This window comes from Fibrobacter sp. UWH9, assembly GCF_900129715.1.
Lineage (GTDB): Bacteria > Fibrobacterota > Fibrobacteria > Fibrobacterales > Fibrobacteraceae > Fibrobacter.
The window spans coordinates 326,020-349,350 of the sequence record NZ_FQWP01000002.1 but is presented as its reverse complement, the minus strand read 5'-3'; the positions used below and the strand labels follow the sequence as shown (position 1 = coordinate 349,350).

Below are 23,331 nucleotides of genomic sequence, written 5' to 3'. Positions count from 1 at the left end.
CGAGGTTTTTATTATGAAAGTTACAGTTTTGGGTACCGGCGGCTGGGGTCTTACCCTGGGCCAGGTGATTTACGAAAATAAGAACGACATTACTTTTTGGACCAATTCCCAGGCTGAAGTCGATCTGCTTTCTACTGAACATCAGTACAAGGATAAACTTCCCGGTGTAATTTTCCCCGCTGACTTTAAGTATACCACCGACATGAATGCCGCCCTCGAAGGCGCAGAAATGGTGATGATCGTGGTGCCTTCCCAGTTCATGGGCGGTGTTGCCAAGAATCTTGGTCAGTGGACCCCTGAAAAGGGTAAGGAACCGGTGGTGGTTTGCGCTACCAAGGGTATTCTCGAAGGTACCAATCAGCTCATGAGCGAAGTCCTTCTTGAAAATGTTCCTTGGCTCACCGACGACAAGATGGTTGCCTTTAGCGGTCCGTCTCATGCAGAAGAAGTTAGCCGCCATGTGCTTACTGCCATCGTTGCCGCTTCTACTAGCGAAGAGTCTGCAAAGCTGGTGCAGAAGGCTATGAGCTGCTCCTACCTCCGCGTGTACACCTCTACCGATATTATCGGTGTGGAACTTTGCGGTTCCGTGAAGAACGTGATTGCCATCGCATCTGGTGTGCTTTATGGTGTTGGCGCTGGCGACAATACTCGTGCAGCCCTCCTCACTCGCGGTCAGGCAGAAATGTGCCGCCTGGGTCGTGCCATGGGTGCCAATCCCGAAACCTTCGCTGGCCTTGCCGGTATGGGTGACTTGATTGTGACTTGCCTTTCTCAGCATAGCCGTAACCGTTATGTGGGTGAACACATCGGTAAGGGAGAAACCATTGATCAGGTTCTCGGCGGCATGAAGATGATTGCCGAAGGCGTCCCCACTTGCCGTAGCACCAAGGCTCTGGCCGACAAGCTTGGCGTCGAAATGCCTATCGTGAATGCAGTCTACGACCTTCTCTTTGGTGGCAAGACCGTGAAGGAAGTTTTCGACGAAATTTGGGGCCGTGACCTGAAGGCCGAAAACTGGAACTAACTTCCACCCTAAAGCTTAAGCAAAAAGTCCTGGTGAAATACCAGGACTTTTTTGCTTTGTTATGAATTACGAGTTATAAAACCAGGCGCCTCCGGCGCGATTATTTGTTCCCTTTGAGGACTGCAAATGCTACAGCCCCCTGCACGGCCTGGAAAATCATGGGGATGTAGCCGATCAGGGCCGCGGCCAGGACGATGTCTGCGGGAATTCCCAGCAGACCTGTAAACAGGCTGACGTTCACACTTTCGCGAAGTCCTATCCCATTGATGGAAATGGGCAACATGGAAACCGTTATGGTGATGGTCATGAATATGGTTATGGTGGCCAAGTCAACAGGGGAGCCTACGGCCTGGAAGTAGGCGTAGTGGATTAGAATCGAAGAAATCTGCAGCCAGATGGAATCCACACCCGAAAGGATGAAGGCTTTCTTGTAACCGCGGTAAATGCTGAAGGCGTTTTGCAGTTTCAGGAGGAATGGAATCTTCTGGCCTAGTGTGTCGGGAATCTTTATTTTGTCTGAAAATAGCCCGGCCGTAATGATCAGGATGCTGAGGAGGGCCACTCCGCAAACCGCTCCCGTGTAAATGGCGGGAATTTGCAGTCTGGTAATGACAAAGGGGAACATGGCGAAGAAGCAGAGGAACATGGCCAAAAGCCCCATCACTCTCGATATGACGACGGCGGCGACGGAATTTGCCGTGTTGCCGAAACGCTTGCCGAAGGCGATTGTCTTTACGGCATCCCCGCCAAATCCGCTGGGAAGCAAGTTGTTGAAGAAATAGCCCAGGGCGATGTAACCGTAAAAAATTCTGAAGGGGACTTTCTTGCCTTCGTCAAGAAGCAGACAACGCCATCGGTTGGCTTGGATTGCCATGCTAAAAACGGTGCAGATCAGGATAAGTCCAATCCAGGGGAGAGCCTGTTCCGTCCAATGGCTGCTGACCTTTGCGAAGGGAACCTTGTAAAAGATAAAGCCAAGGCCGCCCACACTTACAACGACCTTCAGCAGGTTCAGCAGTTTTTTCTTTAGGTTGGATTGGCTCTGCATGGATTATTTCCCTGCGACTTCTGCGGCAATTTCTGCAAGTTCCCTGGCGCTCTTTTCCCAGGTAAACTGGCTCACCCAGGCATCAATCTTGTCGTCGAACATTCCCTTGGAGTCAATGGATTTTTCGAGAGCCTGTGCTACGCTGGAAGGATCCTTGGGGTCAAAATAGGTGGCCACGTCACCGCCAACTTCAGGCAGCGAAGATGTGTTGGAACAGGCGACCGGAGTACCGCAGGCGAATGCCTCCAGAACGGGAAGGCCGAAACCTTCATACAGGGAGGGGAGCACAAAAAGGTCTGCCAGGTTGTACAGATTTACCAGGTCGTCCTGGCTTACCATGCCTGCGTGAATTGTCAGGTCAGCGATTCCCAAGTCAGATTCCTTGGTGGCGTTGGTGCGCCCGGCAAAGGCCTTGCCTACGAGAACGAGACGGCAATCTTCCTTGCCCTTCATCTGGGCGAAACCGTCAAGGAGTCCGTTCAAATTCTTGTGAGGAAGAAGGTTGCCTACATACAGGAGAATCTTCTTGTCGCGGGGAATGTTGAACTTTTCGTAAAGGTATTCCACGTCTTCCTTGGGCTTGCGGATGAATTCCTTACCGGCTGCCAGAAGAACCTTAGTAATCTTGCTTGTGTCTGCGTTGTAGAAACGGACCAGGTCGTTCTTTGTGCTTTCGGAATCGACAATGATACGGTTGGCGCGCTTGCAGACAAACCAGAAAATAAATTTAAAGTAGAGGTGGACAATTTTTGAGGGCAGGAATTCTGGATAGACCAGGTGGGTCAAATCGTGAATGGTGACCATCATTTTGCCGCGGTAGAACAGGGGCACATTGCAATGGGGAATGTGCAGGACGTCTGGCTTTTCACGGCGAAGTTTGCAATAGGGGAACTTCAACTGTTCCTTGTACCCGTAAATGCCGCTGATGAAAGGGATGTGCTTTGGAACTTCAGGATATTCTGCAAGTTCCTTGGGGTCGCCCAGAGCGATTTTGTAGCCGACGTCCTTCAGCCAATGCTGAATGCAGGTGCCAATGCCGGAACGGCTGACCATGCGTGCGTCAATTGCGATTTTAGGCATTTCTTTCATTGTCAAACATCCACTTCAAAGTTTCTTGGATGGGAGTGCCGCGCCAGTAGCCTGCGTTTACAATGCGGCTGTTATCCGCACATTGGTAGGGCATGTCGACGGGGCGCATCCTTTCGGGATCCTGTTCTACGTTGATCTTGACCGTTGCAAAACTCACGATGGTCTGTAGCAAGTCCTCGACCTTATGGGCCTTTCCGGACCCCACGTTATAGGTGTGGAATTCGTTCTTGTTTTCAAGAAGCAGACGGTAGGTTCGAACCACGTCGCGGACATCGGAAAAATCTCTGTAGGCGCTTAGGTTGCCCACCTTGATGGTTCCTTCCTGGCCGCTTTTTTCGATGCGGGCAGCCTGTCCGACAAAGCTAGGAATGGCGAAGGCTTCTACCTGTCCTACGCCAGTGTGGTTAAAGGAACGGGTACAGATAATCTGCATTCCGTATTTCTTGCGAAAAAGGTCTGCAAAATTTTCCTGGGCAATCTTGGAAATTCCATAGGGGTTTGATGCCTGCAGGGAATCGCTTTCCTTGAGGGGGGATTCCTGTTGGGCGTATTCCTCGGCGCTTCCGATCAGGAGGGTCTTGGCGTGGGGGGCCAGTTCCTGGATTGCTTCCAACAAGTACAGCGTACCTTTAACATTGACGTCCATTGTCAAGGTCGGATTTTTCCAGGAGGCACCAACAGAACTGATGGCGGCCAAGTTTACGATGTAGTCGGGATTGCTCTTGCGGATGGCAGCTTCTAGGCTGGCCTTGTCAAGAAGGTTGACTTCGGGCATGTCCGTTGGAAAAACAGTGTGCCCGGCTTCTTCCAGTTCGCGGGTCAGGTATTTGCCCACAAAACCTGCTGCTCCGACAATGAGAGCCCTGCCCATTAAATTTTACCTTCGGCCAAAAGCTTGATGTCGCTTGCGACCATGCGGGAAACCAGGTCTTCGTAGCTGATTTCGGGTTTCCAACCGAGAACCTTGCGGGCCTTGCTGGAATCGCCGATGAGAAGGTCTACTTCTGCGGGGCGGAAGAACTGAGGGTTGACCTTGACCACGACCTTGCCGTTGTCTTTGCGGGTGGCGAATTCGTCGACGCCCTGTCCGTGCCAGGTCAATTCCATACCGGCAGCCTTGAAGGCCATAGTCACAAATTCGCGAACCGTATGAGTTACGCCCGAAGAAACGACGAAGTCGTCTGCAGTGGGCTGCTGGAGCATAAGCCACATGGCGCGTACATAGTCTGCGGAATGACCCCAGTCGCGGCTGGCGTCCATATTGCCCAATTCGACGCAATCCTGAAGGCCAGCCTTGATCTTGGCAACGGCGATGGTAATCTTACGGGTTACGAATTCGGCTCCGCGGCGTTCGGATTCGTGGTTGAAGAGAATGCCGGAGCAGGCGAACATTCCGTAGCTTTCGCGGTAGTTCTTGATAATCCAGTGTCCGTACAGCTTGGATACGCCATAAGGGCTGCGGGGGTAGAACGGCGTTTCTTCGTTTTGCGGAATGGCCTGGACCTTTCCGAACATTTCGCTGGTGCTTGCCTGGTACACGCGGGTGTCGGGCTTGCACAGACGTACCGCTTCCAGAAGCTTTGTAACACCGATGGCATTGATGTCTGCGGTAGAGAGGGGCGTTTCCCAGGATGTAGTCACGAAGGACTGTGCTGCCAGATTGTAGATTTCGTCGGGCTTGGCGATTTCCATGGCTCTCAGCAGGGAGGCGGAATCGGTCATATCACCGAAGATAAACGTTACCTTACCCTGGAGGTGCTCGGCGTTGTTAAAGTCCAGTTTGCTCTTGCGACGGACTAAACCGAAGACTTCGTAGCCTTTCTCCAAAAGAAACTCTGCCAAATAGGAGCCATCCTGGCCAGTAATACCTGTAATCAATGCTCTTTTCATAGTTTTAAAGATAGTAATATTCGGCGAATTCCTTCGCGAAAGGGGAGGCTGCTTTTTTTATATTGCGGCTATGGCTTTTGTACATCTTCAGACCCATTCCGAATTTTCTGTTCTTCAGGCATCTGCCCGTCTTGATGATATTCTTGCTGCCGCAGCAAAAGATAACGCACCGGCTATCGCCCTTACCGACCATGGTGCCATGTTTGGTATTCTGGAATTCCAGACTCGTGGACAGGGGCTTAACAAAAAACGCAAGGGTGACGGCCAGCCTCCTCTGAAAACTCTGTACGGATGCCATGTCTATATTGATACCCCCAGCGCAACCAGCAAGGATAACCTGACATATGAACGCCTGACCCTTCTGGTTGAAAATGAAAAAGGGTATTATAACCTGCTCCGTATCGTCAGTTACCGTTACGAAGATGGTGACCGCTGGGCTGAAATTCCTTCTGTTCCCCTAGAGACGGTGGAAGAGTTCAAGGAAGGTATCATTGCCATCGCAGGTGACTTTTTCAGTAAGTACGGTCAAAGTGTTGCCGCAGGTCGTAATTCCGTTGCCCGCGAATACATGGAAAGTCTCGATAAGATTTTCGATCACGACCATCTGTATTTCGGGGTGTGCGACAACGGTGTTCCTCAACAAAAATTGGTAAACGATTTTACGGTTCAGCTGGCAAATGAATTAGGCCGTGAGGTTGTGGCCGTAGGCGATGTCCACTACATCAACAAGGAAGATGCCCAGGCTCATAAAATCCTTCGTTGCATTTCTACAAAGACGACTTTGAATGATGCCGGTGACAAGAGATTCCCTACCGATGGATTCTACTATCAGACCGAAGAAGAAATGGTGGCCAAGTTTGGCCATATTCCCGGTGCCATCGAAAATACCGTAAAGATTGCAGAACGTTGTAACTATACCGTCAAGACCGGTATCGGTGATGAATTCTGGCCTCGATTTGCCATTCCCAAGGACTTCCTGGAAGGTGAAGAATATCAGAACATCAAGGCCATCATGAAAGCCGAATACGATGCGGAATATCCCGTAGTTCGTGAACGCGAATTGAAGGGCGTCATCAAGGACAAGAAGAAAAAAGTCCAGGAACAGTATTGTGCCGAAAAGGGAATCGAACCTGACGCTCTAACTGATGATGACAAGGCTGAAATTGATCGTCTGTCGGCTCCCGAATTCTTTAACGAAGATGATAACAAGGCTTGGGACAAGGCTGTTCATCGCTGGTGTAAGCCGGGCTCTGACTCTGACATTTATATCATCCATCTTTGTAATGGCTTCTTGAAGTGGCGCTTCCCCGAAGAAAATTTCAAGTTCCCCGAACATACGACGGACGTGGGCGCCCGTATGTACAAGGAGCTGAACTGTATCCGAAACATGAACGTGGCTGGCTACCTGCTCATTGTGTGGGACTTCATTAACTGGGCCCGTAACAACGGTATTCCCGTGGGCCCGGGTCGTGGTTCTGCTGCAGGTTCTCTTGTTACCTACATCATCGGTATTACGGACATTGACCCTCTAAAGTTTGACTTGCTCTTTGAACGATTCCTGAATCCGGAACGTGTGTCCATGCCCGATATCGATACGGACTTTGCCGACCGTGACCGTGGCCGCGTGATTGATTACGTGACCCAGAAGTACGGCAAGGAATGCGTGGGCCAGATTATTACTTACGGTATGCTGAAGTCCAAGGCGGTAATTACGGACGTGGCCCGTGTTCTTGGAATTGCTCCTGCCGATGCCAAGGCGGTTACGAAACTGTTCCCCCAGCGTACTTTGAACTTCAGTTTGAAGCAAGCCTGGACCGGTAAGGACAAGAAGGGTAACAACCTGGAAGATGATTATAGCCCGGAACCGCTGCAGGCTCTGATCAAGTCCCGCGCCATGTATCAGACCCTTTGGGATACGGCTCTGATGTTGGAAGATTTGCCCCGTCAGACAGGCGTTCACGCTTGCGGCGTTGTGATTACGCCGACCCCCATTTATAACTTGGCTCCCCTTTATCGCGCCGCCCCCGAAGATACTCCGGTGGTGATGTACGATAAGCATTACGCAGAAGACATCGGCCTTCTGAAAATGGACTTCCTTGGTCTGATCAACTTGTCCATCATTCAGGATACGGTCCGAATGGTCAAGCAGAATCGCCAGATTGAAGTGGACATGAGCCATATCCCTCTGGATGACAAGGCGACCTTCGATCTTTTGAGTAAGGGTATGACCACTACGGTGTTCCAGTTCGAATCTCCGGGTATGCAGAAATACCTCCGTGAACTGAAGCCCAACCGTATCGGTGACTTGATCGCTATGAACGCCCTGTATCGTCCGGGTCCTATCGATCAGATTCCCCACTTTATTGCCCGTAAGCTGGGTAACGAAGAAATCGACTGTTACCATCCGGACTTGGAAGAAGTTCTGGGTGAAACTTACGGCGTTATCGTGTATCAGGAACAGGTGATGAAGCTTGCCCAGATTCTGGGTGGCTACACGCTGGGTGGCGCTGACAATATCCGCCGTATCATGGCCAAGAAGATGCCCGAGAAGATGGCTAAGCTTGAACCGGAATTCTTCGAAAAGTGCGTTAACAAGGGCTACGACAAGGCCATGATTCAGAAGGTCTGGAACGCCGTACTTCCCTTCTGCGGATACGCCTTTAACAAGAGCCATGCTGCTGCCTACGCTTACGTTGCCTATCAGACCGCTTACCTGAAGACCCATTACGGCCCCGAATACATGGCCGCATCCATGACTTCCAAGATGGGTAAGACCGAAGATATCGTGACCATCATTTTGGAATGTAAACGCCTGGATATTGAAGTGGTTTCGCCTAATATCAACGCTTCTGTGGGTGAATTTATCGCTAATGAAAAAGGTCAAATTTTATTTGGCCTTGCAGGTATCCGCAATGTGGGTTCCGCTGTTGTGGAAGACATCGTTGCAGAACGTGAACGTGGCGGCAAGTATACCGATCTGTTCAGTTTCTGCAAACGCGTTGTAGAATATCAGGCTTCCCAGAAAGAAAAACGCCCGCCCATGAACAAACGCCTGATTGAAAGCCTTGTGATGGCTGGTGCGTTGGACGATTTCCCTGGAAGCCGCGCCGCCTTGATGGCCTCTGTAGACAAAGCTATGGACGTGGCTGCGAAAAAGCAGGAAGACCGTGACCGCGGTCAGATTTCCCTGTTCGATATGGGCGGTGGCGAACCGGCTATGGATAGTTCCGCCGAAGTTCTTGAAGAAGCGGAAGAATGGACCGCCATGGAAATGCTCAACAAGGAACGGGATATTCTGGGCTTGTTCCTGTCGGGCCACCCGCTGGATGAATTCCGTCCGGAACTTCAGGGCTTTAGCACCTGTTCCCTGGCTGAAGATGAGCTGAGCCATCATGTGGGTGATGCCGCCGTGGCCGTTGGCGGTGTGGTCATCAAGTTGAAGTCCATCGAAACGAAGAAGGGCGATACCATTGGTGTTGGCACCATTCAGGATTTCCACGGAGACCTGGATGTCTTCTTCAAGAAGGATATGTGGGAACAGTTCCGCGATACCGTGACCATCGATGACCGCGTTCTGATGAAAGGCTCCCTGGAACCGCAACGAATGTCTGATGGCCTCCAGCTTGTTGTGCAGGAAGTCATTCAGTTGGATCGTGTCCGCTTCGATATGGTGAAATACATCCATATGGCCATTCTCTCGAACATGGTGGATGAAGAATTTGCCGAGAAACTGCAGGACTTGATGGAACGTAACGCCCCCTTCGTAGAAGAAGGAGAACGGGGTTGTGACCTGATTTGTCATGTGGAATCTGAATCTGGCAACGTACATGTGCTTGCTCTTAAAAAGAGCAAGGTGGTTTATTCTCCGGAACTTCTTGGAAAACTTCGTAAAGAACTCGGCGCTATCAAGGTGTGGGTTTCTAGCAATGCAAGAAGGTAAACCGTACATCCTTTTTTGTGCGGGTGAAGATTCTGGAGACTGCATTGGTGAAAGCCTAGTCTCTGCCTTTTTCAAAAAAGGGGCGCATCAGTTTGATGCCTTGGGCTCAGGTGGCCCCCGCATGCAAGGGGCGGGTCTGCGCGCTCTTGTGGAATATGAGGATTTGCCGGTATCCGGTTTTGGCGATGTGCTTCCTAAGTATCTGAAACTTCGTCGAGACTATAAGACTCTGGAAACGGTGTTGGCTAATCCTGCCTGCAAGGGGCTGGTGGCCATTGACTATCCCGGGTTCAACATGAAGCTAGTCCAGCTGGCGGGGCGTCTCGGAAAACCAAGCCTTTATGTGGCGCCGCCCCAGGTGTGGGCCTGGAAGGCGAAACGTGCCAAGCAGTTGGCGGTTGTTCCTCAGACACGACTGGCTGTGTTTTTTGAATTTGAGAAAGCCCCTTATGAGATGGAAGGATGCTCCGTTTCTCGTTTGCGGCACCCTTTTGCAGAATCCACCCATGAAGAAGTGACGAACTCTTCCGAACAAAAAAATCTTCACGAAAAAATCCTGCTGATGCCGGGTAGCCGTAAGGGGCAGACTCTGCGCAATATTCCTGTTTTCCTGAAGATTGCATCGAAGTTCCAGGATCAAAATTTTGCTTTCGTCGCGGCCCGAAAAAGTTTGGTGGCCCTTATTCAAGACTGCCTAAACCGTTATTTCCACGGAAAGGTTCCCTCCTGGATTCAGGTGGTCGAGGCTCCCTCTCTGCCCCAGGAACGGTGTGCTTTCTATAGAAATTCCCAGGGGGCGATTTCTGCTCCGGGAACGGCTACCTTGGAACTTGCCTTGTCCGGGGGTCCCCTGGTCGTCTGTACCAAGCCGGATGCATTGACCTATGCCCTAGGGAAACGTCTTGTCAGGACGTCCTATTTTTCTCTCCCTAATATTGTTTTATCGCAAGCGAGTACTGCTGAATTTATAAAGTACCGTTGGAATGATTCGTCTTACGAACAGGCCGCCGAAGCCTTAAAGTCGGCCATGTCATTACGCGAAAAAAAATCCGCAAAACTGGAATCAGAATTGCGGAATAATTTGTCTGAAGGACTGTCGTCAGAACAGTTAATGTCTGAATTTCTTGCTCAGTTCTTCTAATGTCAAACGCATCAGGGTCGGCGTTCCGTAGGGGGATTTCAACGGTTCGTCGGTGGTCATGAGCTGGCCCATCAATGTGGCCATTTCTTCAGGTTTCAACTTGTCTCCAGCCTGGTAGGCGTTGGTCTTTGCCCAGGCCTTGGCGATAATGTCTTGCACCTTTACCATGTCGCCTTCGCTGTTGCCGTCGATGCTGTCCAGAAAGTCTCGTACCGCCTTGATGGCTCGTGACAGCGGCAATGCGCTGGGGATAGAACGGATCTGGTAAGTGTCTCCGCCAAAGTGTTCGATGTAAAAGCCCAACTGCTGGAACTGGCTTTCGACAGAACTGAGAACCTGGGCCTCGATCTTGCTGAGTTCCAGATGTTCCGGGAACAGAAGTTCCTGGCTGTCCAGGGCGGAACCGTTTCGCAAAGTCTCCAGAGCCTGTTCGTACAGGATGCGGGAATGGGCGGCATGCTGGTCGATGATGAGCAAACCGTTGACGTCTTCGCCGGCAATGTAGGTGTTGGCGATCTGGAAAAAGGCAGGGGGATTCCAGACGGGAGGAGCCTTGACCTCGGCTTTCTTCTCTGTTTCCAGGGAGATGACCTTTCCTGCTTCGGGGGTGCTGAACAAGTCCTGGTTCAAGTCGTCTTCGCGCTGTTGCTTTACCGGCTTAGGAGAAATCCAGGACTTGCTGAACGAAGGGGGCGTGTAAGAGGGCGTGTAAGGCTGCTTAGGGCCAGGATCCTTGAAACTTGTAGGGGGTGTGGGTTCGCTGACAGGTGCCGCAAACTGTAAGGGAGGGGCAAAGGAACTGGTCGGTGCCGCAGTCTCCGCAAACGAAGACGCTGCGGGGGCGGGCGAACTCATTTCATCGCTCAAGTCGATAAACGGGGAATTTGCTTCCATGTCCTGCTTGAACGTTTCGCGGATGGCGTGGAGGACGACCAGAAAGACTAGGTTCCCGTTGGCAAAGCGGACTTCTCGCTTGGCCGGGTGAACGTTTACGTCGAACTCCATGTCGGGCATGTCCAGGAAGAGTACCGATACAGGTTTGCACTGGGCACCGTAAGGCTCGTAGGACTGGGTAACCGCCTTGCTGACCATCTTGCTTTCGATGGGGCGGTTGCGGATGAACAAATACTGGTTGTTGCGCTTGCCGTTTGTTTCGGTCGTGGGGGAGACAAAGCCTGTGACGTGGATGCCTGCTTCGGTGTAGTCCACGGGGAGCAGCGCCTTTGCAATTTTAGAACCGATGGCTTCGGCGATTCTGCTTCGGAGCTCTCCGGGGACGCCTGTAAATACGGATTTGCCTCCAACCTTATAATCGAAGCGGATCTCCGGGTGGGCGATCGCTGTCTTAAGGATGACGTCAAAAATTCGAGTGCTTTCTGAAGTTTCGCTACTCAGGAACGTTCGACGGACTGGAGTGTTGTAAAAAAGATCTTCTACCAGGAAGGTTGTTCCGCGACTTGCCTGAATATCCTGTTTTTCTACCAGTTCGCCTCCTTTAAGAATGAGACGTCCGCTTTCGCCATCGTCTGTGGCGCTGGTGATTGTCAGCTTAGAAATGGCGGCGATTGAAGCCACGGCTTCGCCTCGGAAACCGTTTGTTCTTAGATGAAAAAGATCGTCGGCATTGTTTAGTTTAGATGTAGTATGCCTCAGGTAGCAGATGTCCAGGTCGGCGCTGCTCATGCCCTTCCCGTTGTCCGAAACCTGGATTTTTTTCTTTCCGCCTTCTTCGATAGTGACTTGAATACGGGTGGCTCCCGCATCAATTGCGTTCTCGATGAGTTCCTTTACAGCGGATGCCGGACGCTCAATAACTTCACCTGCAGCGATTTTATTGATGATTTCGTCTGGCAAAAAGTGGATTTCGGCGGTTTTCATGCCCAAAATATAGCCATTTGTGTGATGAATCTTGTTTTTTTTGCTAATTTAGTGGAACCAACTGGAATTTTGTGCATCTAGTCGAAAGAAACCACTGGAGTGAGGTTAAAAGTGCTTTCAAATCTATTTTTGCAGTTTACTCATATCGAACTGTTGATTTCCTATCCTGTGAAGGATATTCTTACGCTCGTTAAGCGGGACTCTCGCTTTAACGTGAAGATGCTTAATGACATCTACTTTGAAGATTCCTTCGTAGATGAAAGTGCACATCGCCTGGTTATGAACAATGTGGTGAGCTGGCTGTACGAACGCGGTGAAAATCCGGATACCTTCGTTCAGCGCATCATCGACCGCTGCGCCGCCTTCGAAGCTGTTCCGGCTCGTAGCGTGCTCCGTTCCTACCTCCCGTACGTTTCCCAGTTCTACGCTACCGAAGATGTCCGTCAGCTCTGCCTCGACATCATTCCCAAGCGTTATCCGCTTTTGAACGAATCAAAGTTCCTGCGTCGTGAACTCGTTGATGGCAACCGCAAGGAATACTTCTCCTTCCGCTTTGACTCTCCGGGTGTTCTGGTGACCAACCCCATGCGCTGGTTTATCGGCCTCGTCCAGATTGGCCCCATCCTCCTGAACACTCCGGCTTACGAACACATTGAGTTCAAGGCTGCACAGACCTCCTTCATTGAAGCTCTTGAAAACCGTGCCACCGCAGAAATGCGCGATGATGGCTTTATCTACGTTTCTGGTATCAAGGTCGGTAAGTACATGACCTTTGGCGACTGCCTGTCCGAGTACGGACTGGAATGGGAAGTCGAAGCCGAAACTAAGATGGCTTGTATCAAGGCTATCGAAGACGTGGTGGACGAAAAGACTGGTGCTGTACTGATCCACAAGGGCTGCTACTACGGCTGTCCGGCAAGTGTGGTCTTCCTTGACTATAAGGCAAACGTTGTTGCACCGGAGCCTTTCAACAAGCTGATGAGCGCTGTTGTTAAGCAGGAATTTGATTCCTGGCAGCCCATCCAGCGCGCTCAGGAACAGCTCCTGGAAGCCATGAACGACTCCGTGACCATTATCTACTACAAGAGCGATGATTCCATTTCTGTGAACAGCAAGCACTTGATGCGTAACGTTCCTGCTCGAATCCTCCGCAACTTGCTTCGCGAATATACTGCTACCGGTCGTGAAGAATACGAAAACCGTGAATTCAAGCGAGATCCGGCAATCTGCATGGATCCGCTGCGCCCCAACTTTGAAAGCCGTCTGAACCGCGTGATTGCTCACATTAACGGTTCTGATGATCCGGATAAGCCGACTGAAGGCGTTAAGAAGTTCTTCGAAATTGAACGTCATCGCCGCGGCGGTTTCCGCTTTGTTCCGAAGTGCAAGATTATTTTCCGCGAAGAATAATCCTGTAGCGTAAACGATTCTTAAAATAAGCCGTGTACGACTATTTTGTTGGAAACGGTTTATTTTTTATTGCAGTAAAGATGACTGAAAAAATATGCTTATTCTTAATAATTTTATGTAATTAAAAGTAAGATAATTGGTAGTTCTCTACTGCATAAAGAATGGTATATTTAGAATCGTGAACGGGAAAAGGGTAAATCCTCAAACAACTCTATCATTGCTCCCCTCCTGGTAAGTTCAAGGTTCCGGATTCCGCTCATATTTTCTCCTTCTTAGGAAAGGGTTCCCTTCGGGGAGCCCTTTCTTTAACAAGACTAAGGGCCCAAATGGCCGAACCCCTCCAAAACAAACTTGTTCTTCGCCTCGGTCCTGTGAGTCCGCAAGCGACCTCCCGCGACACTCGGCTGGTACGTATATTGGGAAATTTTTTAACATTGCACTCGTTTTTGTGTTTTTCTGGAAATGAATGTATTTTGGGTGCGTATAGGAGGATCATTATGCGAGTTTTTTTGTTCGCTTTTCTTTTTGTTTCGTTGGTTTTTGCTCATGAGCAGAATGCGGTTGGGAGGAATGGACCATCTGTTTATCCCTCCGCAAAAGACACTTTGACGGATGAACAGGTGTTGGAACTCCCGCCAATGGACTGGAGCATTGATAGTACGGAAATTTATCGTCAGCTGGTTTTGAACGAAATTCCCGAAGCCCGCTATGGCCAGAATGTTTTTGGTATCTTTGGTTGCTTCTGTTCCGCTGTTGCTTGTTGGTGGCCCGATTTTAGGGTATAATATCTATTACTTGAATGAACATCGTGCTCATGCTAGACAACTTGATGAGTATTTGAAATCTGAAAATGCCTACAAGCGTCGTAGGGCTGCCGGAAATCCTAATGCAGTTAGTGTCAGTATTGTTCCTACCATAGACTTTGCTCATGCTGGTGGTGGAATGAATTTAATGGTGGCATTTTGATTCATCCATAGTGCGGTCTTTTTGCAACGTCTTTAGATAGAAAAGCCCCGGATTTTTTCCGAGGCTTCTTCAATTTTATTGTGTTGCGCGGAACCGGTCCGCGAAAAATTAGCGCTTTACTAAGCGCCATTTGCTCGGACTTCGTCCTTCGCCAATTAGCGCTTACGAGCAGCCATTTCCTTCTTCAGGATATCCATGACAGGGCCGATTTCGGCGGGAGCCTTGAAGATGGGGTTTGCGTACTTGCTGCAGATGCCTTCCAGCTTCTGTTCGTGGTAGCCCACCTTGAATTCGGTGAATTTCAGGCCGTGAGCGGTGCTGATGACAACCACTTCTTCGTCCTTGTCGATCTTGCCTGCAGCGCAGAGTTTTTCCAGGGCGCCGAGAGCCACGCCAGTGTGGGGGCAGCAGTACAGACCGATGCGGTCGCCGCGGTGTGCTGCGTTTGCCAGTTCTTCTTCAGAGACGCTGACCACCATACCGTTGGTCTTCTGGATAGCGCGAACTGCCTTGGGGTAGCTGACCGGGTTGCCGATCTGGATGGCGGAAGCGAGAGTCTTCTTGGCCTGCATGGGAACCAGCTGGTCGAAACCGCGTTCGTAAGCCTGGTAGAAGGGGTTTGCGTTTTCGGCCTGAGCCACGATAATGCGAGGAATGCGGTCGATGAGGCCCATTGCCTTGCAGTCTTCGAAGCCCTTGGCCAGAGCGGAAACGTTACCCAGGTTGCCGCCCGGAATGATTACGGTGTCGGGAACCTTCCAACCCATTTCCTGGCAGATTTCCGGAGAGATGGTCTTCTGACCTTCTACGCGGAGGCTGTTCATGGAGTTGGCGAGATAAATGCGGTTGTCCTTGGTGACTTCCTGAACGATCTTCATGCAGCCGTCGAAGTCGGTGTCAAGAGCCAGAACGATGCTGCCGTTGGAGATGGGCTGGATCAGCTGAGCAACGCTGGTCTTGCCGGCGGGCAGGAACACGATGGACGGGATGCCAGCCTTGGCGCAGTAAGCGGAAAGGGCTGCAGAAGTATCACCGGTAGATGCGCAAGCGACGGCGTCAATGGGGTGAATGTTCTTCTTGATGATGTGGTTCACCTGGCTTACCAGAACGGTCATGCCCAGGTCCTTGAAGGAACCGGTGTGGGAGTTGCCGCAAAGCTTGACCTTCAGGCTCTTGATGCCCAGTTCCTTGGCGATGGGAGCGGCGTCGAACAGCGGGCTCCAACCTTCGCGCATGGTGACGATGTCTTCCACCGGCATATCGGGGAGAACCATTTCGCGCTTGCTCCAGATACCACTCTGGTCAGCCGGTTCAAAGCTCATGCGGCGTTCGGCAAACAGCTTCTTCCATTCTTCGGGGCTGCGTTCTGCCAGGGCCTTGCGGTCGTGTTCCACTTCCAGCAGGCTGTTGTCGACTTTGGAACGGTAAATAACGTCGGTTACCGGGTAGGTATCGTCGCCGTTGATGTTTCTAAAATGAGCGTTGAACTGAGTCATAATTTCCTCTAAATTTTAACGTATGCAAATTTAACAAATATTTGGTGCTGCGTACAGGATGTAGCCCCTTTATGGGTGCCTTGTATCGTTAGATGTTCTTATTTGCTTACCCTAAACTTGCTATATTTGGTCACGAAGTTTTAATAACCGATGTTATATAGATTGTATTCGGAGTTCCGAGTGAAAAAGAGAAAAAGCATTTTTGTTAGCGGATTGTTGGGTGTTCTTGCCCTTGTCTTGACGTCCTGCCTTTTTGAATCTGACGATAATGGGTTGAATAGCTGGTTGTCTGACCACGGAATGCCTTCTTCCTATAAGGTCAAGACTTTGAGCGTTGATGGCCTGTCCCCGGTGGCTTTCGAAACTTTTTTGGATACTTCTGCCCATTCAGCCAATACTTATGGCGTTCTGGGAAAACAGTCTAACCTGGTTCATGATCTGGTTTTTGATTTCGCTTTCCACAACAAGGAATTCTTTGCTGATTTGTATAAGTCGGATTCTGCAGCTTCCTTTATTGCGCTGTATCCCTTGCTTGAATTCTACAACAACAAGAATTTCCCGAAGGATTCCCTGCCGCTGAAGGAAAAATTGAACCTTGATGTCAGCTGGATTCTGCACAAGGGTTCTTCTGAAAAGTTTGTGGACAGCATCGGTGGAGTCTCTGCTTCCGTATGGTACGAAAACCTGGCCAGCTGGAATGCCGATACTACCGTCGACACGACTTATTCCATTTCTTTGGGCAAGAAGGATACCGTGTTGAAGATCGACCTGCCGATTGCCCTTGTGGAACGTCTGAAGAAGGTCGGCCCTGCCTGCCGCTTGCAGCTCCGTCTTTCTGCACCGGAAGCTTCCAGAATCTATCGTTTCTACGGTGCAAGCTCCTCTAAGCATGCTCCGATTTGGCGTATAAGGACCTTGTCTGATTCTGCATACAAGGATTTCTATCCCTTCCGAATGGCTTCTCTGATTTCTAACCTGGAAGATGAGGATGCCCTTGTGCTGCATGGCGGTGTTTTTGACTCGTTGGTGGTGGAATACCCCTCTACAGAAATTCTCAAGGCACTGTCTGAATTTTATGGTGACGAGTTCCCGTTTGTGACGGGGGACAGCAACGACGTCCGTCAAGCTGTTATTCTTGCCCGTATGACGTTCGCCCGTGATGACTCCAAGGGGAGCAGTGAACTAGGACTTCCTATTCAGGTTGTGGTTGGCTCCTATGTGGATAGTGCAGACGGCCAGGTTCGTCGAATGGAAGAATACCGTCTGGATTCTGCAACCATCAAGGACCGTGGTCACCAGAACTTGATTTTCCACGAAGGGGATTCCTTGACCTTGCAGATTTCCTATGGAGTTCGTGATTTCATCAATAAGGCCAGCGATGGCAGAACGCTCAAGATGATGATTCGTATGGGTTATCCGTTCCTGCAGGAAAAGGATCCCACTTACCTGGATTACTACAACAAGACTACAAAGGATACTTCCTTCAGGTATCTGCCTTACATGGATTACGCCCGCTACGATTTTGGAACTTCTATGAAGAGTCCTGCAACGCTGAAACTTTGGTTGGCTACTAAGCGGGGGGATGAATAATGAAAAAGCTTATTAGTACACTTTGCGTTTTGACAGGACTGTCCTTTGGTTCCATGATCGGTATGGATGCCCTGGGCGAAGAACAGGTTATGGGAGGAACAGCCTCCGCTGCTGGTCGTGGTTTTGCCGGCAATGCCAAAACGGGTGACGCCGAAGGCCTTTCTGTGGTGAACCCGGCCCGCCTTGCTTTCGATACCAAGGTTGTCTTCAACTTGAACTTCCTCCTGGAAATGGATGCCGCAAGTAACGACGGTGCCAGCTACATCGGCAGAAATCTTTCTATGCCCTCGTTCAATTTGTCTTTCCCCATGGGAGGCTTTGGCGCAATGGGCCTTTCTTTGTGGCAGCACTATGCCGCCACGATGAATGAAGAATATACGGATGATGATAAAAACACCACGAAGATCGAGTACAAGGGTAGCGTGTATGAGCTGGTTCCCACTTATGCTCTTAGACTGCCTTTCCTGAGATCTATTTCTCTTGGTGGATCCGCTCACTTTGTTATGGGTAGCAACTCTCGCAGTCTAACCTTGAACACCGATACAGGTGACCTCGAAAAGAAGGATGTCTGGGGTGCTCGTGGTTATACCCTGACCGACTATGTCGAAGGCTCCTGGGAACTTAAGGATCATCCGGCCTATTACACGATGGCATTGCAGTATCGTGGTCGTGTCGCATCCTATTTCTTCTCTTATACGACCGGTTACACTTTGTCGAATGCATTGGAATATGATTTCAGATTCAATGAAAACGACACTTTGGCAACCACCCATTATACTCGCGAAATTGACGTGCCGGCTATGTTTGCCACGGGTATCAACTACCGTCTGAACAAGCGCCACAATGTCATGTTCGACCTGCAGTGGCGCGCCTGGGATAGCGAAATTGAAAATCTTGCTGGCGGTTGGGACATGACTAAGGTTACCGATACCCAGAGTGATTTTATGGCATCGGTAGGTTATCAGTGTGATGGAAGTCCCTTGTTCTATGACCCGTATTGGACACGTATCAATTATCGTGTAGGTGCATGGTACAAGAGCTGGTACATTAAGGATGTTTATGAAGCAGGGGGCTCTCTGGGAGCAGGTTTCCCCCTGGGCCGCAAGGGAACGACTTTAGATTTGGCGTTCCAGGGTGGCATGCGATTTGCTGACTCCAATAACGAATGGGACGAAACGTTCTTTGCCATTCGAATTGGATTGACCGGTATTGGAAACTGGGGTCAGACTCGCAGATAGAAGTGTTTATGAAGGAGGCCGAAAATGGCAATTAAGAAAGAAACAGAAGTAAAGTCTAAGATCAAGAGCGCTGTGAAGAGCGTTGCTGAAAAGACTGCTGAAGTAGTTAAGAAAACTCGTACGACCAAGAAGGCTGCAGGGGAAAAGGCTGCCTCCAAGGCTACCGTCGATACCCTGAAGGAAGCTGAAGCCAAGGCTGAAAAGGTCGTGGCAAAGGTTTCCAAGGTGGCAAAGGCTGCTGCAACTAAGGTGAAGGCTGTTAAGGCTTCCGTTAAGGCAGAAAAGACTGAAAAGACTGAAAAGGCTACCAAGACTACCAAGGCTGCAACCGCCAAGACCGCTGCAAAGACTACTAAGGCCACTGCAAAGACCGCTAAGGCAACTAAGGCTGCCGCAGAAAGTGTAAAGGCCAAGGCCGCTTCTGCAGAAGTTGAAAACGCTTCTGAAAAGTCTGCTGACGTTGCTTCCATGGCTCAGTCCTTTGACGCTGAATACCTGGTTCTCATGCAGAAGGATCCTAACTGGATGCATGCCTTCTGGGAAGTTTCCGAAAACCGTATCAAGCAGGCCAAGAAGGGCAAGAGAAAGCTGGTCCTCCGTTTGTTCGACATTGCTTCCGACCTGACTGTCCAGCGTAGCAAGAAGCGCAAGTTCCGCGATATCGAAGTTCCTGCTGATGCTCGCAGCTGGTACGTGGAAAATCCGTCCAACAAGTCCTGCGTCGCCGTTCTTGGCGCTGTTCAGGGCAACAACTTTATGCCTATCGTGGAATCTGCTCCGGTCATGACTTTCGACAAGTCTGCAGCAGCTCCCGCTTCTGATGATGCTTTTGCCAAGGCTTCCCTGGGCGGCAATACTCTGGGCAACTTCATGAGTTCCGGCTTCTCTAGCCAGACTGCTGAATCCTGGCTCAAGTCCTTGAGCGAAAACTTTGGTAGCTCCTCTGAATCCATGTTCTCTGGCGCACTTTCCAGTGCTGCCCTCCAGAGCAACGGTTCTCTTTCCATTGCCGCTCCTAAGGATTCCGTTAGCTACGGTAAGGATTTCTTCCTGTGGGTAAAGACTCGTCTCATCGTTTACGGTGGCACTCGTCCCGACGCCCATCTCCAGGTTCGCGGCGAAGACTTCCCCCTGAATCCGGATGGAACCTTCAGCTTTGAAGAAGACCTGCCCGATGTGACCAAGGTTATTCCTGTCTTTGCTACCGATAAGGATGGCGATTTCCCCACTACAATCGTTCCTATCGTTGTAAAGCGCACGGAGTAAGCCTGCGGCTTAATTATGAATTAAGAAGTACGAATTATGAGATTTGTAACGGTGGTTTAGCCGCCTTATAAGATCTCGTAATTCATAACTTATAACTCGTACTTGTCTATGTCTGCTCCTGGTAAAATCCTCTTCTTGATGCACGCTCATTTGCCCTACGTGCATCATCCTGAATACGATCGTTTTTTTGAAGAAAACTGGCTTTTTGAAGCTATGGCAGAAACGTATCTGCCATTGGTTCAGGCTATGCGTCGTCTTCTGGAAAAGGGGGTTCCCGGGACTTTGAACTTGAGTGTTTCGGCACCGCTGATCGAGATGCTTTCCAATGAACGTCTCATAGATAAGTTTTCGGAACATCTCAACAAGCAGTTGGAACTCATTCAGAAAGAAGTTCGCCTTAACGAAGGTAAACCCCAGGAATCGTTGTCGAAGTTCTATCTGGAACGTCAGAAAACTTTGATTGATACGTGGGAACGCCGTATTAACCGTAACTTGCTGGGTGAATTTCTTGAACTGGAAAATGCGGGCAAACTGAATTTGCTGACCTGCGTAGGAACGCATCCGTTCCTGCCGGCATACCAGAGCGATCCTGAATCGATTCGTCTACAGTTAGATGTTTCTGTTAGATGTTTTGAAAGGGCCTTTGGCCGTAAGCCGCAGGGTGTATGGCTTCCGGAATGTGGTTATTTCCCGGGACTGGATAAGTACCTGGCTGAATTCGGTATCCGCTATTTCTTCCTGGAAACTCACGGTGCCCTGCTTGCTTCTCCGCCTCCTAAGTATGGCGTTTTTACTCCGCTTAAAACCACTCAGGGCCTGTATTGTATGGGCCGCGAGCAGAAGAGCTCCATGGAGGTGTGGAGTCGCCGAACTGGTTATCCGGGGCATCCTGAATACCGCGAATTTTTTAAGGATATCGCTCAGGAACGTCCGAAGGATTATCTCGGGGATTATTTCTTTGCCGGTGAAACACCCATTGATTCCGGTTTTAAGTACAATCGAATTACGGGTTCCGAAAACAAGGAGCTTTATAGGCCTTGGAATGCCATGTGTCTGGCTCGCGATCATGCCCACCTTTTCGTAGTTAATCGAGAAACCACAATTTCTGAGTTGCTGGTGAACATGGAAGGAAATAAGGCTTGCATGCTTTGCCCCTACGATGCTGAACTTTTTGGCCATTGGTGGTTTGAAGGTCCCTTGTTCCTTGAAGCGATGCTGGAACGTGCCGCCTCGTCTAATGTGATTGAGTTTGCTGGTGCTGATCAGGTGATGACTTCGTCTGCAGATCCCGAAGTTCATGAACCGGCTTTTTCTAGCTGGGGTGAAGGAGGCTTTGGTTCCGTATGGATTAACGGCGAAACGGATCAGTATTATCCGCAGTCCTATCGTCTTCGCGCCATGATTCAGCATTTGAAATCTATTCAGGAACGAATGGGTGCCCTTGGTAAGAAGAACGGCAAATTGATGAGCCGTTATATCAAGCAGATGGAACGTGAACTGATGCTGTTCCAGTCTTCTGACTGGGCTTTCATGATCCACAATCATTCTGCGGAAGGCTATGCCCGCCGCCGTCTTGATGAACATTACAACAATGGGCATGCCCTGTTTGCAGAAGCCTGCAAGGCTGTGCTCAAGAATTCTGATAAGCTGGCGCCTTCGTCTATCCTTCCCAAGTTGGAAAAGGATGACTGCATCTTTAGCTGGCTTTAATTAATAGATTATAATAAAATCCTTTGTTTTCCCGCTGTTTCCGACTCTAAAGCGGTAAACTCCTGGAGCCATCAACTCTCTCACTCGGGATTCCTCGAGGCAGAGTGTTGAACCTTCATATTTTTCTCGGGAAATCAGGTTTCCGCGACGATTGCGGATTTCTATGAAGTGCTTGTCGTGGGGGAGCGGGGTAAAGCACAGATAACCTTCTCGCCAGGGAACAGGATAGGCTCGCAGGGTAGAATCCTTGAGGACGGTGGGGAGGTACTCTTGACTATTGAAATTGCTAAAGATCCACGCGATAGAATCGATGCTTGAATTTGCCGAGGCTTGGGCGTAGAATAGATCTGCATCGTTGGTTGTCTTAAAATTCTCAATTTGAGCGGACTTTCCCTGGTAAGCGACTGCAGAAACCTGCCCCAGAAAATCTTCTAAAATGGGGGAGCCATTGCTGTAAAATTTATAGGCTAGGTCGTTGATCGCGGGCTTTACCGATTTGTTGTCGCCGTTGGTTTTTAACTGGATGTATGAGAATTCTGGCCACCTGGGTTCATCCTTGCAAATGAGTTCCGTGGAGTCTATGAATGTACTGCGGTTCCCTGCAAAAGAAAGTCTTGTCGCAAAGTCCTGAAACAAGGAATCTACAGAAAGTTTCTTTTGATCAATCACCGCTTTGAGCTGTTCGGGGAAAAGCTTGTTGGGATTTTTCTTGTAGTTTTCCCATATGGCCTTGTCAATTTTCTTGTCGACGAAATTATAGAGGTAAATCAGTAGAATGCCTGCGCCGTAGGGTTGGCCCATTTGGTTAAGTGGCGTTCCTACCTTGGTTGACATGGAGGAAAGGTAGCTGAAGTAATCATCGATATCGGGGTTTGCGATTTCTTCGATTCCCGATGCTGATGCTTCGAACCAAAAGGTTTCCTTTGTGAAAGGGTGATACCCGAGTTGTATGGCGTGGTACAGTTCATGAATGACGGTAACCCGGATGCCTTCTTTCCAATGTTCGGCATAGGAGTAACCGTGAGCCTTGTTTTCGAACTCGACGGTGGGACGGGGGTAGACGCAACCTTGATTGTCTTTTGAAATGGTGTCGTAAGCAACCTGGAGGGAAGGCTGATGACGGAAATCGTTTTCAATCATCAATTCGCTCTCGTTATTTTCTTCGGGAGAATATGTTGCTCCATAGCATTCATTACAGATTTGCCCGAAAACGGAATGTGAATTTCTCACAAGAGAAATGTCCAAAATTTCAACGGGATAGAGCCCCTCTTTTACGGGTTTCTGGTAATGATGCGTTTCTGAAATGCCTTGAGGGGGTTGCATCCCCATTTTTTCGGTGTGAAATTTTCGTGCTTCTTCCACATAACTCGCCAAGTAATCTACAAAGGCGGCTGTTGTTTTGTGGGGGCCAGAAAGGGTGTAGAAAATCTGGAAGTGGTCTGTCGTTCTTGTATAGACGCTGTCGTAGAGGTCTTCGCTGTTGCAGAGTGAAATTGATGTTGATTGAACAGACGGTTTTGCAAGGCTTTGACCATGACGATTTTTGATCATCAATTCTGTTCCGCAGACACTACGAGAATATGCAGATGTACAAAGCACCATTGCAATAAACAGAAGTGTTGCGATGTATCTAGCAATCATG

At 49.8% G+C, this 23,331-nt stretch carries 16 protein-coding genes; 9 read left to right on the top strand and 7 right to left on the bottom strand.

Going from position 1 to position 23,331, the window contains the following annotated elements; genetic code table 11:
• Positions 1-13 precede the first annotated feature (13 nt).
• Positions 14-1,027: an NAD(P)H-dependent glycerol-3-phosphate dehydrogenase gene (locus BUB94_RS03280; protein WP_073155970.1), complete on the top strand. Its 1,014-nt coding sequence runs from the start codon at positions 14-16 to the stop codon at positions 1,025-1,027.
• A 100-nt stretch (positions 1,028-1,127) separates the two neighbouring features.
• Here the strand turns inward: BUB94_RS03280 and BUB94_RS03275 are convergent, their stop codons facing one another.
• Genes BUB94_RS03275 through gmd form a run of 4 tightly spaced genes read right to left on the bottom strand, consistent with a single transcriptional unit; the run spans position 1,128 to position 5,054 of the window.
• Positions 1,128-2,075: a lysylphosphatidylglycerol synthase transmembrane domain-containing protein gene (locus BUB94_RS03275; protein WP_073234129.1), complete on the bottom strand. Its 948-nt coding sequence runs from the start codon at positions 2,073-2,075 to the stop codon at positions 1,128-1,130.
• 3 nt (positions 2,076-2,078) lie between these two features.
• Positions 2,079-3,155: a glycosyltransferase family 4 protein gene (locus BUB94_RS03270; RefSeq protein ID WP_170932277.1), complete on the bottom strand. Its 1,077-nt coding sequence runs from the start codon at positions 3,153-3,155 to the stop codon at positions 2,079-2,081.
• On the bottom strand, positions 3,148-4,035 hold the full coding sequence (locus BUB94_RS03265; protein WP_073155979.1) for a GDP-mannose 4,6-dehydratase: 888 nt from the start codon (positions 4,033-4,035) through the stop codon (positions 3,148-3,150). Before BUB94_RS03265 ends, BUB94_RS03270 begins: the two co-directional genes overlap by 8 nt.
• A complete protein-coding gene (gene gmd / locus BUB94_RS03260) occupies positions 4,035-5,054 on the bottom strand; it encodes a GDP-mannose 4,6-dehydratase (protein WP_073155982.1) in 1,020 nt (339 codons plus the stop codon). The genes BUB94_RS03265 and gmd overlap by 1 nt, the downstream gene beginning before the upstream one ends.
• Before the next feature lie 70 nt (positions 5,055-5,124).
• On the opposite strand from gmd, the gene dnaE reads away from it, so the two are divergent.
• Together dnaE and BUB94_RS03250 are read left to right on the top strand one after the other, a co-directional pair.
• On the top strand, positions 5,125-8,994 hold the full coding sequence (dnaE, locus tag BUB94_RS03255; RefSeq protein WP_073234126.1) for a DNA polymerase III subunit alpha: 3,870 nt from the start codon (positions 5,125-5,127) through the stop codon (positions 8,992-8,994).
• Positions 8,981-10,135: a glycosyltransferase family protein gene (locus BUB94_RS03250; RefSeq protein WP_073234123.1), complete on the top strand. Its 1,155-nt coding sequence runs from the start codon at positions 8,981-8,983 to the stop codon at positions 10,133-10,135. Before dnaE ends, BUB94_RS03250 begins: the two co-directional genes overlap by 14 nt.
• Here BUB94_RS03250 and mutL read toward each other — a convergent pair.
• The gene (gene mutL / locus BUB94_RS03245) at positions 10,103-12,013 is read right to left on the bottom strand and encodes a DNA mismatch repair endonuclease MutL (RefSeq protein WP_073155991.1); all 1,911 of its coding nucleotides are present in this window, start codon (positions 12,011-12,013) and stop codon (positions 10,103-10,105) included. The two genes, BUB94_RS03250 and mutL, sit on opposite strands and share 33 nt — an antisense overlap.
• Positions 12,014-12,124: 111 nt before the next feature.
• Here mutL and BUB94_RS03240 point away from each other — a divergent pair, with 111 nt between their 5' ends.
• Both BUB94_RS03240 and BUB94_RS16345 read left to right on the top strand, forming a co-directional pair.
• Positions 12,125-13,423 carry a hypothetical protein gene (locus BUB94_RS03240; protein WP_073155994.1) on the top strand — a complete coding sequence of 433 codons (1,299 nt, stop codon included), beginning with the start codon at positions 12,125-12,127 and terminating at the stop codon, positions 13,421-13,423.
• Between the two features lie 708 nt (positions 13,424-14,131).
• Positions 14,132-14,389 (top strand): hypothetical protein, encoded by a 258-nt coding sequence (locus BUB94_RS16345; RefSeq protein WP_139258150.1) that lies wholly within the window; start codon positions 14,132-14,134, stop codon positions 14,387-14,389.
• A gap of 155 nt (positions 14,390-14,544) precedes the next feature.
• Here BUB94_RS16345 and thrC read toward each other — a convergent pair whose 3' ends face one another.
• Positions 14,545-15,885, bottom strand: coding sequence for a threonine synthase (gene thrC, locus BUB94_RS03230; protein WP_073234119.1), 1,341 nt, complete (start codon positions 15,883-15,885; stop codon positions 14,545-14,547).
• 180 nt (positions 15,886-16,065) lie between these two features.
• On the opposite strand from thrC, the gene BUB94_RS03225 reads away from it, so the two are divergent.
• The 4 genes from BUB94_RS03225 to BUB94_RS03210 all read left to right on the top strand — a co-directional run bounded on the left by BUB94_RS03225 (position 16,066) and on the right by BUB94_RS03210 (position 21,689).
• On the top strand, positions 16,066-17,475 hold the full coding sequence (locus BUB94_RS03225; protein WP_073156001.1) for a hypothetical protein: 1,410 nt from the start codon (positions 16,066-16,068) through the stop codon (positions 17,473-17,475).
• The gene (locus BUB94_RS03220; protein ID WP_073234116.1) at positions 17,475-18,713 is read left to right on the top strand and encodes a porin family protein; all 1,239 of its coding nucleotides are present in this window, start codon (positions 17,475-17,477) and stop codon (positions 18,711-18,713) included. The genes BUB94_RS03225 and BUB94_RS03220 overlap by 1 nt, the downstream gene beginning before the upstream one ends.
• A gap of 24 nt (positions 18,714-18,737) precedes the next feature.
• The gene (locus BUB94_RS03215; RefSeq protein ID WP_073234113.1) at positions 18,738-19,979 is read left to right on the top strand and encodes a DUF4912 domain-containing protein; all 1,242 of its coding nucleotides are present in this window, start codon (positions 18,738-18,740) and stop codon (positions 19,977-19,979) included.
• A 108-nt stretch (positions 19,980-20,087) separates the two neighbouring features.
• On the top strand, positions 20,088-21,689 hold the full coding sequence (locus BUB94_RS03210; protein WP_073156721.1) for a glycoside hydrolase family 57 protein: 1,602 nt from the start codon (positions 20,088-20,090) through the stop codon (positions 21,687-21,689).
• Here BUB94_RS03210 and BUB94_RS03205 read toward each other — a convergent pair whose 3' ends face one another.
• Positions 21,690-23,330 carry a hypothetical protein gene (locus BUB94_RS03205; RefSeq protein WP_073234110.1) on the bottom strand — a complete coding sequence of 547 codons (1,641 nt, stop codon included), beginning with the start codon at positions 23,328-23,330 and terminating at the stop codon, positions 21,690-21,692.
• Position 23,331: the final 1 nt, after the last annotated feature.

Coding starts and splice junctions, on each gene's coding strand:
- BUB94_RS03210 (WP_073156721.1), top strand. CDS start 20,088: ATGTCTGCTCCTGGTAAAATCCTCTTCTTGATGCACGCTCATTTGCCC.
- BUB94_RS03265 (WP_073155979.1), bottom strand. CDS start 4,035: ATGGGCAGGGCTCTCATTGTCGGAGCAGCAGGTTTTGTGGGCAAATAC.
- BUB94_RS03280 (WP_073155970.1), top strand. CDS start 14: ATGAAAGTTACAGTTTTGGGTACCGGCGGCTGGGGTCTTACCCTGGGC.
- mutL (WP_073155991.1), bottom strand. CDS start 12,013: ATGAAAACCGCCGAAATCCACTTTTTGCCAGACGAAATCATCAATAAA.
- BUB94_RS03270 (WP_170932277.1), bottom strand. CDS start 3,155: ATGCCTAAAATCGCAATTGACGCACGCATGGTCAGCCGTTCCGGCATT.
- dnaE (WP_073234126.1), top strand. CDS start 5,125: ATGGCTTTTGTACATCTTCAGACCCATTCCGAATTTTCTGTTCTTCAG.
- thrC (WP_073234119.1), bottom strand. CDS start 15,885: ATGACTCAGTTCAACGCTCATTTTAGAAACATCAACGGCGACGATACC.
- BUB94_RS03275 (WP_073234129.1), bottom strand. CDS start 2,075: ATGCAGAGCCAATCCAACCTAAAGAAAAAACTGCTGAACCTGCTGAAG.
- gmd (WP_073155982.1), bottom strand. CDS start 5,054: ATGAAAAGAGCATTGATTACAGGTATTACTGGCCAGGATGGCTCCTAT.
- BUB94_RS03205 (WP_073234110.1), bottom strand. CDS start 23,330: ATGATTGCTAGATACATCGCAACACTTCTGTTTATTGCAATGGTGCTT.
- BUB94_RS03250 (WP_073234123.1), top strand. CDS start 8,981: ATGCAAGAAGGTAAACCGTACATCCTTTTTTGTGCGGGTGAAGATTCT.
- BUB94_RS03220 (WP_073234116.1), top strand. CDS start 17,475: ATGAAAAAGCTTATTAGTACACTTTGCGTTTTGACAGGACTGTCCTTT.
- BUB94_RS03215 (WP_073234113.1), top strand. CDS start 18,738: ATGGCAATTAAGAAAGAAACAGAAGTAAAGTCTAAGATCAAGAGCGCT.
- BUB94_RS16345 (WP_139258150.1), top strand. CDS start 14,132: ATGGCCAGAATGTTTTTGGTATCTTTGGTTGCTTCTGTTCCGCTGTTG.